This is a genomic window from Arthrobacter sp. Soil736 (genome assembly GCF_001428005.1).
GTDB lineage: Bacteria > Actinomycetota > Actinomycetes > Actinomycetales > Micrococcaceae > Arthrobacter.
Genome location: NZ_LMSB01000018.1, coordinates 33,462 through 46,014 on the forward strand (window position 1 = coordinate 33,462; position 12,553 = coordinate 46,014).

Here is a 12,553-nt window from a genome sequence, read left to right on the forward strand (position 1 = left end):
GCCCTGTCACTCCGTCACCCCCAGAACTCCGGAAACTATCCTCCTAAGGAGTTTAGGAGCATAGTTGGGGCCGTGTCCAGCGGCCTGGGAGGGGCCTGCTTGAGAAGGTCGGTTCAGGGTGAGGTGCTGACGGAGGCGGTCGCGCCCGGGCAGAAGTTATGGCCGGCCGCGGCGGCCGCGGGACCCCCCAGCACCAGTACCGGGAGGGCGAGGAGCGCGGCGACGGCAAAGGAGCCGAGGGCGGTTCGGGTTCGACCCAAGGGGTTCTGCGGGGGGATGAGCCGGCGCACGCGCGATGCCGTCCCGCTGCCTCCTGCCGCGAAGGCCACGGACGGGGCCAGGTTGCCGGTACCCCCGGCTGCCACAGCCAGCAGCGCGCCGGCCACCGTGAGCCGGCCGGATCTGGCGGCGGCAGCGTCGTCCGCGCGCAGTTCGATGAGCCGGGCCGTCTCGTCGGCCGCCAGTCGGAAGACCCCGACCGCGGGGAACGCCGACGCCAGCGCGCGGGCGAGGCCCAGGATCAGGTCGTGCCGCTCGGCCAGGTGGGCGTGTTCATGTGCCAGTACAGCATCAAGCTGTACATCATCCAGGGCCAACAGCGCCCCGGTGGTCACGACGGTCCGCCGCCGTCGGCCCGGGAGACAGTATACGGCCGACTCATTCGAGTCGAGAACTACGACCCCGCGGCCCGGGTCAGCCTTGCCGACCATGTCCAGAATCCTGTGATGGTGTGCGCGCTCGTGTGCCATGCGGGCGAGGCCCGCAGCGAGGCACCCTACAGTGCGGCCTAGAATGGCCAGGGCAAGGACAGCACCGGCGGCTCCGGCTGCCACCCCGCCCGGGGAAGCGTACTGCTCCTGGATGGCCATGACGCAGGAGCGCAGAAGCTGGGCCAGATCGCCGCTGACGGTCACCGTCGGAAACGTCAGCGCCAGCCCGGCCAGGGCGACGGAGACGAGGATCGTGACGCTCAGCGCCTGCCAGGCCGCGATGGCCAGCCGGGGAGCCCTGTCGGCCCAGGAGTCCGGCCGCAGCAGCCGGGGGCCGGCAAGGCCCAACATCAGGGCATAACCGAGGAGGGACAGGGCGACAATCATGGCTGCACCTGCTGTTCGTTCGCGGCCTGCTCCTTCGCTGAGCTGAGCAGCCGGCGGAGTTCCTCGGCCTCCTCGGGCCGTATCCCTTCCACGAACCCGACCAGGGCGGCGGTCCGGTCATTGGTGAGGGAGAGCGCCTCGGTGACTAGCCCGGCAACGTATTTGTCCCTGCCCGCCGCTGGCCCGTAACGGAAGGCCCTGCCGTCGCGTTCCTTCGTCAGCCAGCCCTTGCGGTGCAGAATCTCCGTCACCGTGTGCACCGTGTTGTAGGCCAGGCCCCGGTCCAACCCCTCGAGGACCTCCCGGACCAGCAGCGGGCCGTCTGCCTGCCACATCTGTTCCATGATGGCGCTCTCCAGATCGCCAAACCTTGGCATGCTGCCTCCTCGGCCGTGGGTAGTCCTATCAAGGATAGGAGACGAGCCACGGCATTGCACCTAAACACCTAAGTAAGTTAGGTTGGTCGCAGAAAACGCCGGACCAGGCGCCCAAACCATCGGCGCCTTTTCCCGGAGCCGCGGCGAACAAAGGACACACGGACATGGCCGGACCACAGAACCCGGGCAAGGACGGCAGGACAAGCGCCCCGGAACCGGGACAGCGCGCTGCCCCCGGGAACAAGCGCACGCTGAAGCAGCAGCGGGCCGCAGACATTCAGAACAAGCTCGCCGGATTCAAACGCGAGCATGAGAAGAGGCGGCGGAACCGGCTCATCCTCCTCATCACCGCATGGACAGTCGGCATCGCCCTGGTGGCAGGCGTCGTCGTCTTCGCTGTGGTGAGCTCCCTGCCGAAAACCCCGCCCGCCGCCATCGATGGCGTCGAGACCTTTTCGGGGCTGAGCTCCAACCATGTGAAGGGAGCGGTCAAGTACGCCCAAAGCCCGCCGGTTGGCGGGGACCATTCGGCGGTTCCGCTCAACTGCGCCGTGTACAGCGAACCGGTGCCCAACGAAAACGCGGTGCACTCCCTTGAGCACGGCGCTGTCTGGGTGACCTACGACCCCCAGGCGGTCACAGGAACCCAACTGGACACCCTGCGCAAGGACATCCCCTCCACCTATGCCATCCTCTCGCCGTTCAGCGGCCTTTCCTCGCCTGTCGTCGCCTCCGCCTGGGGCGTCCAACTGAAGGTGACAGGGGTGGATGACCCGCGGATCAAAGACTTCATCGCGAAATACCGCAGCGCAAAAACAGCGCCGGAACCCGGTGCACCCTGCACCGGCGGCGTGGATGGCCCCGGAAAAGTGAAGTAATCACCAGGGCGAACCGACGGGCCAGCGGCCTGAAGCCCGCAAGTCCGCAACAAGAGGAAGGACCAAGGCCAATGATGGGTTACGGATACGACGGCATGGGGATCATGTGGCTCTGGATGCTGGGGTGGTCGCTGCTTCTCATCGTCGGACTCGTCGGACTTGTGTGGGCAATCATCCGGCTCGCCCGCAGTGACGGGCGAGCCCCCCTTGACCGGCCAGGTTCGGCCCGGAGCATCCTCGACGAACGCTATGCACGCGGGGAAATCGACGACGAGGAATACCGCAGGCGCCGCGAAACCCTGGGCTAGCCAATAGCACGCCCCTACCCGCAGCGCCTCCAGGAAGGGGCAGCCACCCCCGGGAAACCGCTCAATGGGCCAGCTCGTCCCTAGCCAGTACCTTCAAGGCGAATTCTTCGGCAACAACGTCTCGAACGACCGTGACCGCGCGGCCCTCTTCCCGTACCCCATGACCCCCAAACCCACCATCCGAGAAGAGAAAGGAGGTGACCATGACCCGCAAATTTGAAAAACGTCCATGCTGCCCCGACCCGGCCTGCTTCGGACGATGCCACCAGGACGATTGCTGTAGCTGCTGTGCTGATGATTGCTGCCGTGATGACTAAATTGCTTAGCCGGACGGTCGGCCCCGCTCGTATTCATGTGAGGACACTGAAGCCTGGGTGGGGCCACGGGTCCCGACTCTCCCTGGTGCCGCACTTTGGTAAAGCTCAAGTCTCAGTGCTGGAGGAATGAAAAATCATTGTTACGAAGCGATGTACTGCCGTAAAGGCACAAGGAGTATTTCCCCGCTCCCCGCCTGAACCTTGTAGCCACCTTCGGGTTGGCCCCGATATTGAGGCGCACATTCTCCCCGCGGAGGTTCAAAAACGACCGTTTTTGGAACAAGGGAACAGATCACACATTAGGTTGCTTGCTTGGCTGTGAATCGCAGCGATAAATGGCGGCGTTTTAGCAGCGATAAATGTCACCCCGGCAGCCCTTGGCGGATCCTCCACCAGGCTGGGCGTGCTCATGTTCGACGGGGCGTCGCGGCGGGAGGCGGTCGAGTATGCCACGCTGAGCCCCGAGCACGAGGACTACCTGCGAGTCGATCGCGAACCGCTGGGTTTCCCGCGCCGCGCCCGATCTATACGCTGGAGACCGACTGACGGAAGGCTGGCGCCATGCGGAAACTGATCTACGGCATGAACCTGACCCTGGACGGCTACATCGCCGCGGCCGGCGACGACATCGGCTGGGGCGGGCCGAGCGACGAATTGTTCCAGTGGTGGCTCGACCAGGAGCGGGCGAGCGGCCTGTCGCTGTACGGGCGCAAGCTCTGGGAGACAATGAGCTCCTACTGGCCCACCGGCGACCAGCAGCCCAACGCCACACCCGCGGAGATTGAGTTCGCGCGGAACTGGCGGGACACGCCGAAGGTGGTGTTCTCCGCGACGATCGACAAGGTCGACTGGAACACCCGCCTGGTCACCGGCGACGCGATCGCCGAGATCACCCGGCTCAAGGCCGAGGACGGCGGTCCGATGAGCGTCGGCGGCGCAACGCTCGCCGGGGCGGCCATGCGGGCCGGGCTGATCGACGAGTACGCGCTGGCCACCTATCCGGTCCTGGTCGGCGGCGGCACGCCGTTCTTCACCGCGCTGGACAGCTGGGTGAACCTGAACCTGGTGGAGACGCGGACGTTTCCCGGCGGCGTGGTCCTGACCAGGTACGAGACGAGGCGCTGAGCGCGATTTCTCCGGGCGGTCGGGGAAGTAGATCCACCACCAGCGGCCCCACGGCGGTGGCCAGCAGATGACCACATTCGCCGAGAGCTACGATTCCGCCGGGAAAACCATCCATCCGGTCACGACCTACGCCATGAGCGGCCTGGGCAGCACTGAACAGGACTACGCAGTATCCTGCCGATCAGCGGTTATCGGTGAAGGACCCGCTGTCCGCGGAGAGGAAGTCAGAGACGCAATGCCAGCCGCCGAATCTTGGCTGCGCCGGATAGGACTCCTCGAAAACTATGTCTCGTAAATCAAAAGTTTTTCGAGACACGAACGTCGTGTTGTCCACGGCTATGCCCGCGTATCAACCGTTGACCAGGACGCCGCCCTTCAGCAGGACGCATTGCTTGCGGCCGGTTGTTATCGGGTGTTCACCGATACGGCTTCAGGTGGCGTTCAGAATCGTCCCGAACTCACGAAGCTGTTGGACCAGCTCAGGCCAGGTGACGTCCTGGTGGTGTGGAGGTTGGATCGGCTTGGTCGGTCGATTCGACATCTTATTGATCAATTGGCCGTTCTCGATGAACGCGGCATCGGTTTCCGGTCTCTGCAGGAATCGATTGACACCACGACCTCAGGTGGCCGTTTGGTCTTTCATCTTTTCGCTTCTTTGGCGGAGTTTGAACGGGATCTCATTAGGGAACGGACAGCGGCAGGGCTGGCATCGGCCAGGGCGCGCGGCAGGCAGGGAGGAAGGCCCTCGTTGATGACGAAGGAGAAGCTTGATACTGCCAGGCGTCTTTACGCCCAGCAGGAAATGACGGTCCGGAAGATTGGTGAAGTCATTGGGGTTAGCCGCACTACTGTCTACCGGGCCTTGCAAAGTGACCGGCGGGCCGCATCCTCGCCTCAAGCCACTGCGTCCAAAACCAAGTCAGCCATGTAGTCATGGGTACAGGCGCCGAGAGCCGAAACCAGCGCCCAGGTTCTGACGATGTAGCCACGGCCCGGTGGGATGTTCTGCGCCAGTATGTCGATGGTGGAACAGCCCTAACGACCCTTGCTTCCGAATCGGGCGTTCCGCTTCGAACCCTTCAGCGTTGGCACCAGGCATACAAGCTCCGCGGGAGAACAGGATTGGAACCCTCGGCGGTGCGGCCCCGCGGCCGCCGCTCACCGGCCGAACTGGTCACCGTGGTCGAGGGACTCGCTTTGGTGAAGCCTCGTAAGACCATCACAGCGATACACAAGCAAGCCAACAAGGTAGCGGCCCAGCAGGGATGGCCGCCCGTTTCCTATTCAACCGTTCGCTCGATTATCGCCGGGCTTGATCCCGGACTGTTCACCCTTGCCCACCAAGGGCCTGCAGCGTACCGGGACCAGTACGAGCTCGTATGGCGTCGCCGAGCCGAGCGCCCCAACGCCATGTGGCAGGCCGACCACACCCAAATGGACATTCTGGTGTTGGACGCTGGCCGGAAACCAGTCCGGCCTTGGCTCACGACAATCCTGGATGACTACTCCCGGGCGGTCTGCGGCTACATGGTCTTTACCGGTGCGCCTTCATCCATGAACACGGCGCTTGCCTTGCGGCAGGCCATCTGGCCAAAAGCGGATAGTGCTTGGTCGATGTGCGGCATTCCGGATGTCCTGTACGTTGACCACGGCACGGACTTCACCAGCCACCGTCTCGCACAGACCGGCAAAGACCTGCACTTTGAAATCGTCTTCTCCGCCGTCGCAAGGCCCCAGGGCAGAGGTAAGGTCGAACGCCTTTTCGGCACCATCAACACCGAGCTTCTTTCCAGCCTGCCCGGATATCTGGCCCCGAAGGTTCGCAACCCGCGACCGGAGCTCACCCTGAGCGAACTGAACAGCGCCGTCGGCGACTTCATTGCGCACAACTACAATCACCGGGAACACCAGGAGATCAGAGAAAGCCCATACCAAGCCTGGAGCGGCAACGGATGGTTGCCGCGGCTACCCGCGTCCATTGACGAGCTCAATCTGCTCCTGCTCACCGTTGCGAAACCCCGCATCGTCCACCGGGACGGTGTGCATTTCCAAGGGCTCCGCTACATCTCGCCGCTGCTAGCCGCCTACGTCGGAGAGCAGGTTGTCGTGCGGTACGACCCCGCAGACATCGCCGAAATCCGTGTCTTCCACCGAAACGAGTACATCTGCAAGGCAGTCGACCCCACCCATGCACGGTCCACAGTCACCCTCAAAGACATCCAAGCAGCCAGGGCATCACAAAAGCGTGAACTGCGAGGGCAGATCAACGAACGGATCGCCGCGGTCGCCCAGCACCTACCCGCGCCACAGAGGGTCACACTGGCCTCACCGGACACAGAGCCGGTAGCCCAACGACACGAGGGGCACGGAAGCTGCGCACCTATCTGGAGGACAGGTAATGGCACCGTCGAGCTTTATCGCCACAAAGGAACACCGCCGTTTCGTGGAGTTCGCCAACGCGGTGCGCCGGCAACGCACCATTGGGATCTGCTACGGACAGGCGGGGATCGGCAAAACGCTCCCAGCCAGACACTACGCAAGCTGGCAAAAGGCCGAACCCCTTCTCGAACAATGGGGACCACGGCAAGAGAGCGACCACCAGATCTATGCGGCTCTGGCGAAAACACGCACCGTCTTCTTCACCCCGGGCGTGCTCATCAGGCCTAGACAGGTCCATGAAGAACTGGCACGCATCATCACCAGGACCTCCATCTGCATCGACGAGCACCTGCGAAGCACCGGGACCAAGAAGGGCCCACCCAAGGACCAGGACAAGAACGTCGAGCTCATCATCATCGATGAATCGGAGCGGCTCACCGCCACATCGCTGGAAGTACTCCGGGACAAATACGACCGGAGCAGCATCGCCCTGATACTGATCGGCATGCCGGGCATTGAAAAACAGTTCAGCCGCTACCCCCAGCTGCACAGCAGAGTCGGCTTCGCCCACGAATACCGGCTCCTCGTCGAAGAGGAACTGAACTTCGTCCTACAGCGAAAGTGGCATAAACTCGGGCAGACCCTCGACCCCGGACTTCACTGATGCCCAAGCCATCGCAACCATCGCGCGCATCACCCGAGGGAACTTCCGCCTCATCGACCGGCTCTTCACCCAAATGGAACGAATCATGAAGATCAACGAACTGGATACCATCACCGACGACATAGTCGAAGCAGCACGCTCCACACTCGTCATCGGCATCAGCTAGACCGCCGCACGACACCGCGAAAATACCGCCAATTGAAGTTAACAGTCACACGGGGGACTGTCCCACCGAGACTGCCGCACAACCAAGGTTGTGGAACACCATTGACACATCAGAGAAGCGGAATTGGGATTGGTCCAGGCAGTAACCGGTATTCAGGAAAACACATCGGAGGACTGCACCACTCTCCCGGACTTTTTCACTCCTCGGCGCTGGCCACGGATGCCTGGATAAATATGCTGCCCTAATGGAAGGAGCCTGGTGAACAAGAACCGCCTGGAGGCATTCAGCGATGCCGTGCTGGCCATAGTCATCACCATCATGGTGCTCGAACTGCGCGTGCCGCACGAACCGACCTGGCATGGCTTGGCCGATGTCCTCCCAACTTTCCTCAGCTACCTGCTCAGCTTCGTTTACGTCGGAATTTACTGGAACAACCACCACCACATGATCCACCTGGCCGATCGGGTCAACGGCGGGATCCTCTGGGCCAATCTGCACTTGTTGTTCTGGATCTCGCTTGTCCCCTTCAGCACTCGCTGGATGGATGAGTCCGGCTTCGTGCAGGTCCCGGTGCTGGTGTACGGGATCAACCTCCTCTGCGCTGGCATCGCCTACGTCATCCTGCAGCAGGCCCTCATCCGCCAGCAAGGCCGGGAGGGAGCCCTCGCCCGGGCAGTTGGCAAGGACTGGAAGGGCAAGACCTCGCCGCTGATTTACCTCACCGGCCTTGCGCTGAGCATCGTGCAACCGCTGCTGGGCATAGCGGTCTACGCCGTGGTGGCACTGATCTGGCTGGTTCCGGACCGCCGGGTAGAGCGCTTCGTCACCCGGGCGCGCCAGGACTGACCGGTCCGGTCACCGAGGCTGCTACCCCCATTCTCAGTTCCGTATGGTGGGGGAGCGAGGTCCGGGATGGCGTCCCGTTCCCAAGGTTCTCTCGGGGTCCGATCGCCTGTTGTGGACTGTGGCACAGGCTTGTTCCTTGCTTGGTGGACGACGGGTTCTCTCGGTGTGTCAGTCAGGTTAAAGACCGCAGGCCCGGCTCGTCATATCATCCGGAAGACTGCCAGACCCACTTCTCCGGGCTACCGCCCGTTGCAACACGGATGTTGCCTGTGTTTTAGCCGCTCTCATAAGTTCTCTTGCTCGGCGGCTTCTCCCTGTCTTTGGCAGTGCCACCGGTGGTTGATTGTGGCGAGTCGTGCGGGTTCGAAATGTGCTCAGTCCTCGTCGCAGACTTCGTCTGCGGGTTCGGCATGTATCCGCGACAACAGTCCATGGAGTTGGGAGAGTTCATCGGCGGAGAACCCAGCAAAGGCCTCCCGCTCGAGGTCGGCCACGGCAACTTCGATCGACGCGACCGCGCGCTTGCCTTCCGCGGTGATTTCCACGATATGTCGACGGCGGTCCGCGGGATCTCGGCGACGTTCCACGAGCCTTTCGTTTTCAAGATCGTTCAGGACGGACACAAGTGCGCTGGCATCGATGAAGAGAATTTCGATGAGGTGTTGCTGGCTGATGGGCCCGGACTCTTCAAGCCGGCACAGGAGGACCGCATGCCTCGGGCTGAGTCCGGAGGAGTCCAGCGCTTGGCGAAGGCGCGTGTTCATGATGCGCCCGTGGCGCGCCAAGAGAAACCCCAGTTGCTTGCCTGCTGCTGAAGTACTCATCAGAAAAATCCTATCATCGAGGAAATTATTGCTCTTTTAAAATCGTTGTCCTCCTTAAACGATCTGATCGGTACGAGCCGATCAACGAGAGCTTCACACAAAGGAGTTGCCATGAATGACCGCGTTCCGAACGCCACTGTGGTGATTGTCGGTGGAGGCTACGGTGGCATTGCCGTAGCCAAGGCGCTGGACAAACATGCAATGGTCACTTTGGTGGAGCCTAAGGACGCTTTCGTGCACAACATCGCGGCGCTGCGGTCCGTGGTGCAGCCGGACTTCCTGCCACGCATGTTCCTTCCCTATGACCGCCTGCTGGAGCGGGGTCAGGTGCTCCACGACCGGGCCGTGAGGGTGGACGGGCACACGGTCGAATTGGCCTCCGGAACTCGGCTGGCGCCGGACTACATAGTCCTGGCGAGCGGTTCCAGCTACCCCTTCCCGGCCAAGAGCGATCGGGTGGTCACCACTGAGGCTATAGACCGCTACCAAGCCGCACATGACGACCTCAAGCGTGCCAGCAGGGTAATGCTCCTCGGGGCCGGGGCAGTGGGCCTTGAATTTGCAGGCGAAATCGCCGCGGCATGGCCGGACAAGGACGTCGTTCTAATCGACCTTGCGCCCGACATCCTTCCCGGACCGTACGATCCTCGGCTCCGGGAGGAGGTCAACCGGCAATTGGATGAGATCGGTATCCGGCGAATCATGGGCAGTCCGCTGGTGCAGCTACCTCCGGTTCCCGCCGGCGAGCTAGGCACTTTCACGGTCAACACCACGGACGGCATTGCCATCGAGGCGGACATCTGGTTCCGCTGCTACGGAATCGCCCCACAGACGGACTATGTCTCGGGAGACCTTCTCGCCGCGCGGACATCGGACGGCTACCTGGAAGTCACCCCGGAACTCCGCGTAGTGGGCTTCGAGAAGGTCTACGCCCTGGGCGACATCTCAGCGATCGACGTGAACAAGGCCGGCGTCGCGGGACGCCAGGCCGCGGTGGTTGCCAAGAACATCCAAGCCCAGTTGGAGGGCTCCGCGGAACTGGCCGCTTATGCGCCGTCGAGGCCGGTCATCATCCTTCCTCTGGGGCCCGCGGGCGGTTCGGGACAACTGCCCGACGGCGAGATCGCCAGCCCGGAGCTGATCTCCAAGATCAAAGGCCAACACATGATGATCGGCCGCTATGTCGAGATGCTGAATTTGACCCCTTAAACGGGCGTATTCGTGCAGACTATGGAAGCGTGAAGGACCGTGCCGCTCCTTGTAAGTGGGCAATCCGGATGGTCCTACGCCCAGGAGGGGAAGTTGAGGATCGATTGCGCCTTGGCTATCGCAAATGGAGGACGCTTGAGATGGCCGAAGCCGCGGTGCGCCGACTGTGTCGACCGACTGCACCGCCGCGTCACCGAGCTGGAACAACACACCGCAGAACAACGCCGGCAACTTGCAGAACGAGACGGCGAACTCGACGCGGCACGGGCCAGCAATCGCGAGCTTATGACCCGCTCAACCGGCCACACCCCGACGGGTGCAATCACTAGGCCCACACATGTGGCCCACGCGCAAGGGGCACCCCACGAGGCCTGACATGCACAAACGACGTGGGTTCCTGGCCGGAGCCGCGTAAGACCCCGAGAGAACCTTGGAAAAGGGACGCGTTCGAAGGGGCTTCTGTACTGTGTGAAGCCCGCGAATGGTCGCTTTGCCCCTGAATCCCATCCGTTTAGCGGAACCGGATGCCAGCCCCGGAGATCAGATCCCGCCCCGGCGGCATCCACCAACGGTCGAGGGCGACGGTGGTGTGCACGGGGGACCGATCGATCATCCAACCCGAGAAGAGGCGGCCCTCCTGGGCTGATGGCGGGCCGGACCGGGGGTAAGGAGGGCTCGCGGACGGCAAGAGACTATAACGAAAACTGCGACGGTCTCTTACGGCGCCGATCAGCGGATCCTGCCTACGGTTCGTCGCCTCAATCTGCATAGGTGAGACTCGGCACTCGGCGAGCATTAGCGTCGCCAAGTGCAGTCGGAGCTGGTTGCGCCACACGGTGTAGCCTATGCCGACCTCGTCGCGGAAGAGCCGGGAGAGCGTGCGTTCGCTCGCCCCGACCCGTCGGCCGAGCTCGGCCAGGCCGGGGGAGGCGGTGCGAGGATCCATTCCAGGTCGGCCCAGTTTCAGCGCGACATTGCGGAGTCGGCGACTCCATCGCAGTGCCGGAGATCGCCAACACATGAGCATGTGGTGGCGAGGCGATATTGGCGTGCTGGCGCGGATCTGAAGCTCGCTTTTAGCTCGTTTACGAGCACATCACCGGACCGATACACACTCCTCCGGGAGTCGGGAAGACCATGCTGGCCCAAAAGGTCCCAGTACAGCCCTCTGCGTAGGCACAGCCTAACAAGGGGCAACCCTGACACCCCTCGAGACGATGAACACTGGAGGAGAGCGGAGCCAAGTCTCTACTGTCCAAAGGCCCTCAAGCCCGGACACGCGGCGACTCAGCAGTCCGTGAAATCCTGCCTAGGCAGCCCTGGAGGGTCTGCTTAGCGTGCACCCATCTCTGTTGTAAACATTGACTGGCAAGAAAATCTGAAAATTTATATGGGTCATGATCGGCCAGTTTCGTGCATTTCTGCAGTCAAATCCATTTCTACTACCCATCTCCCGCAAATAGTTTGTGACCACCAATGTTCAATTTTGAGGTATTCGATGCGCCGTGAGTCTTCAATCGGCCGCAAACTTCTGCTGACCGGTATCGGGCCGCGGCCCTTAAGAGTCGAACCTTGGGGAGAAGAGCCCATTGTCGGCGCATAATCCTGTTCCACGAACCTGCAGTTGCTCAGCGGCCGATATCAAACTGGTCGGACCAAGGCTCCCTTGAAGCTCCCTGGGGCAGAGAAAATCCCCAAAGTGGGCATCGTTGAGCGGCATGGGGCTTCCCGTCCGGAACCTGTTTATCTCGGATCCCGGAAGTCTGCGCACCTTCTTCTGCCATCTCATCCGTAGCGGGTCAATCGGACCGAGTTGCCGCTCGAACAGCTCGGGAAAGAATCCCCGACAGTGAGGTCATGGTCACTGCGAGACTCAAGTTTGAAGTAGGCGACCACGACCTGATCGGACACAATTAGGTAGTTCTGGGCCGCCCCTGAGGGGCTCGTTGACCGTATCCTCAATGTGCCAAGGAGTTCTATGAACAAGGAGCGCCGTGTCGAGCGCGAAGCGAAGGCGATTGTCGAAAAGACTTTGGAGAACGAACTCGAGCACGCGGACAAGGAAGGTGGCGTCGTTTACCGATCGACAGATGAACGTCATGCTGTAGAGGTAACTCGCATCACGGATGGACGTAAGCGAGCCGGTCGTGATGCCCTGAAGGTTTCGCGTAGAGCCCGTAGTTCCGAGGGGGAGCTTCGGACCTGCGGAAGGATAATCGAGTAGTGCGAGCGACAGTGCAGGACATCGCCAAGACGGCAGGGGCCTCGGTTGGGACCGTTTCCCGTGTGCTGAGCGGAAGTCCAGGTGTTGGCAGAGGAATTCAGCGTCCTTGCCAAGCCTCCGCCTGAGCCGTGCTGTGGGC

Annotated in this window: 11 protein-coding genes and 3 pseudogenes; 11 read left to right on the forward strand and 3 right to left on the reverse strand. The window is 62.2% G+C overall.

Annotated features, from left to right (window positions below):
* Nucleotides 1–113: 113 nt before the first annotated feature.
* Nucleotides 114–1,097, reverse strand: a complete 984-nt coding sequence (locus ASG92_RS12110; RefSeq protein ID WP_056628470.1) for a M56 family metallopeptidase — start codon at nucleotides 1,095–1,097, stop codon at nucleotides 114–116.
* Nucleotides 1,094–1,474 (reverse strand): BlaI/MecI/CopY family transcriptional regulator, encoded by a 381-nt coding sequence (locus tag ASG92_RS12115; RefSeq protein WP_056628473.1) that lies wholly within the window; start codon nucleotides 1,472–1,474, stop codon nucleotides 1,094–1,096. Before ASG92_RS12115 ends, ASG92_RS12110 begins: the two co-directional genes overlap by 4 nt.
* A 164-nt stretch (nucleotides 1,475–1,638) precedes the next feature.
* Here ASG92_RS12115 and ASG92_RS12120 point away from each other — a divergent pair, with 164 nt between their 5' ends.
* The 8 genes and pseudogenes from ASG92_RS12120 to ASG92_RS12155 all read left to right on the forward strand — a co-directional run bounded on the left by ASG92_RS12120 (nucleotide 1,639) and on the right by ASG92_RS12155 (nucleotide 8,157).
* The gene (locus ASG92_RS12120) at nucleotides 1,639–2,352 is read left to right on the forward strand and encodes a DUF3105 domain-containing protein (protein ID WP_082579472.1); all 714 of its coding nucleotides are present in this window, start codon (nucleotides 1,639–1,641) and stop codon (nucleotides 2,350–2,352) included.
* 71 nt (nucleotides 2,353–2,423) lie between these two features.
* On the forward strand, nucleotides 2,424–2,660 hold the full coding sequence (locus ASG92_RS12125) for an SHOCT domain-containing protein (RefSeq protein ID WP_082579473.1): 237 nt from the start codon (nucleotides 2,424–2,426) through the stop codon (nucleotides 2,658–2,660).
* Nucleotides 2,661–3,538: 878 nt separating this feature from the next.
* Nucleotides 3,539–4,102 carry a dihydrofolate reductase family protein gene (locus tag ASG92_RS12130; protein ID WP_056628476.1) on the forward strand — a complete coding sequence of 188 codons (564 nt, stop codon included), beginning with the start codon at nucleotides 3,539–3,541 and terminating at the stop codon, nucleotides 4,100–4,102.
* 67 nt (nucleotides 4,103–4,169) lie between these two features.
* A complete protein-coding gene (locus tag ASG92_RS12135; protein WP_056628478.1) occupies nucleotides 4,170–4,397 on the forward strand; it encodes a flavodoxin in 228 nt (75 codons plus the stop codon).
* On the forward strand, nucleotides 4,398–5,033 hold the full coding sequence (locus ASG92_RS12140) for a recombinase family protein (RefSeq protein ID WP_056628480.1): 636 nt from the start codon (nucleotides 4,398–4,400) through the stop codon (nucleotides 5,031–5,033).
* Between the two features lie 503 nt (nucleotides 5,034–5,536).
* Nucleotides 5,537–6,214: pseudogene (locus tag ASG92_RS29790) on the forward strand (Mu transposase C-terminal domain-containing protein); the annotation flags it as partial.
* Between the two features lie 286 nt (nucleotides 6,215–6,500).
* Nucleotides 6,501–7,311: pseudogene (locus ASG92_RS12150) on the forward strand (AAA family ATPase).
* Between the two features lie 258 nt (nucleotides 7,312–7,569).
* Nucleotides 7,570–8,157 (forward strand): TMEM175 family protein, encoded by a 588-nt coding sequence (locus ASG92_RS12155; protein ID WP_056628482.1) that lies wholly within the window; start codon nucleotides 7,570–7,572, stop codon nucleotides 8,155–8,157.
* A gap of 374 nt (nucleotides 8,158–8,531) precedes the next feature.
* Here ASG92_RS12155 and ASG92_RS27325 read toward each other — a convergent pair whose 3' ends face one another.
* Nucleotides 8,532–8,981, reverse strand: a complete 450-nt coding sequence (locus ASG92_RS27325) for a MarR family winged helix-turn-helix transcriptional regulator (protein WP_082579474.1) — start codon at nucleotides 8,979–8,981, stop codon at nucleotides 8,532–8,534.
* A 111-nt stretch (nucleotides 8,982–9,092) separates the two neighbouring features.
* On the opposite strand from ASG92_RS27325, the gene ASG92_RS12165 reads away from it, so the two are divergent.
* From ASG92_RS12165 to ASG92_RS28300, 3 genes and pseudogenes are all read left to right on the forward strand, one after another.
* Entirely contained in the window at nucleotides 9,093–10,190 is a 1,098-nt protein-coding gene (locus ASG92_RS12165; RefSeq protein WP_056628486.1) for an FAD-dependent oxidoreductase, read from the forward strand.
* A 1,978-nt stretch (nucleotides 10,191–12,168) separates the two neighbouring features.
* On the forward strand, nucleotides 12,169–12,414 hold the full coding sequence (locus tag ASG92_RS12175) for a hypothetical protein (RefSeq protein WP_056628492.1): 246 nt from the start codon (nucleotides 12,169–12,171) through the stop codon (nucleotides 12,412–12,414).
* Between the two features lie 11 nt (nucleotides 12,415–12,425).
* Nucleotides 12,426–12,500, forward strand: a pseudogene (locus ASG92_RS28300) (LacI family DNA-binding transcriptional regulator); the annotation flags it as partial.
* Between the last annotated feature and the right edge of the window lie 53 nt (nucleotides 12,501–12,553).

Coding starts and splice junctions, on each gene's coding strand:
- ASG92_RS12110 (WP_056628470.1), bottom strand. CDS start 1,097: ATGATTGTCGCCCTGTCCCTCCTCGGTTATGCCCTGATGTTGGGCCTT.
- ASG92_RS12115 (WP_056628473.1), bottom strand. CDS start 1,474: ATGCCAAGGTTTGGCGATCTGGAGAGCGCCATCATGGAACAGATGTGG.
- ASG92_RS12120 (WP_082579472.1), top strand. CDS start 1,639: ATGGCCGGACCACAGAACCCGGGCAAGGACGGCAGGACAAGCGCCCCG.
- ASG92_RS12125 (WP_082579473.1), top strand. CDS start 2,424: ATGATGGGTTACGGATACGACGGCATGGGGATCATGTGGCTCTGGATG.
- ASG92_RS12130 (WP_056628476.1), top strand. CDS start 3,539: ATGCGGAAACTGATCTACGGCATGAACCTGACCCTGGACGGCTACATC.
- ASG92_RS12135 (WP_056628478.1), top strand. CDS start 4,170: ATGACCACATTCGCCGAGAGCTACGATTCCGCCGGGAAAACCATCCAT.
- ASG92_RS27325 (WP_082579474.1), bottom strand. CDS start 8,981: ATGAGTACTTCAGCAGCAGGCAAGCAACTGGGGTTTCTCTTGGCGCGC.
- ASG92_RS12165 (WP_056628486.1), top strand. CDS start 9,093: ATGAATGACCGCGTTCCGAACGCCACTGTGGTGATTGTCGGTGGAGGC.
- ASG92_RS12175 (WP_056628492.1), top strand. CDS start 12,169: ATGAACAAGGAGCGCCGTGTCGAGCGCGAAGCGAAGGCGATTGTCGAA.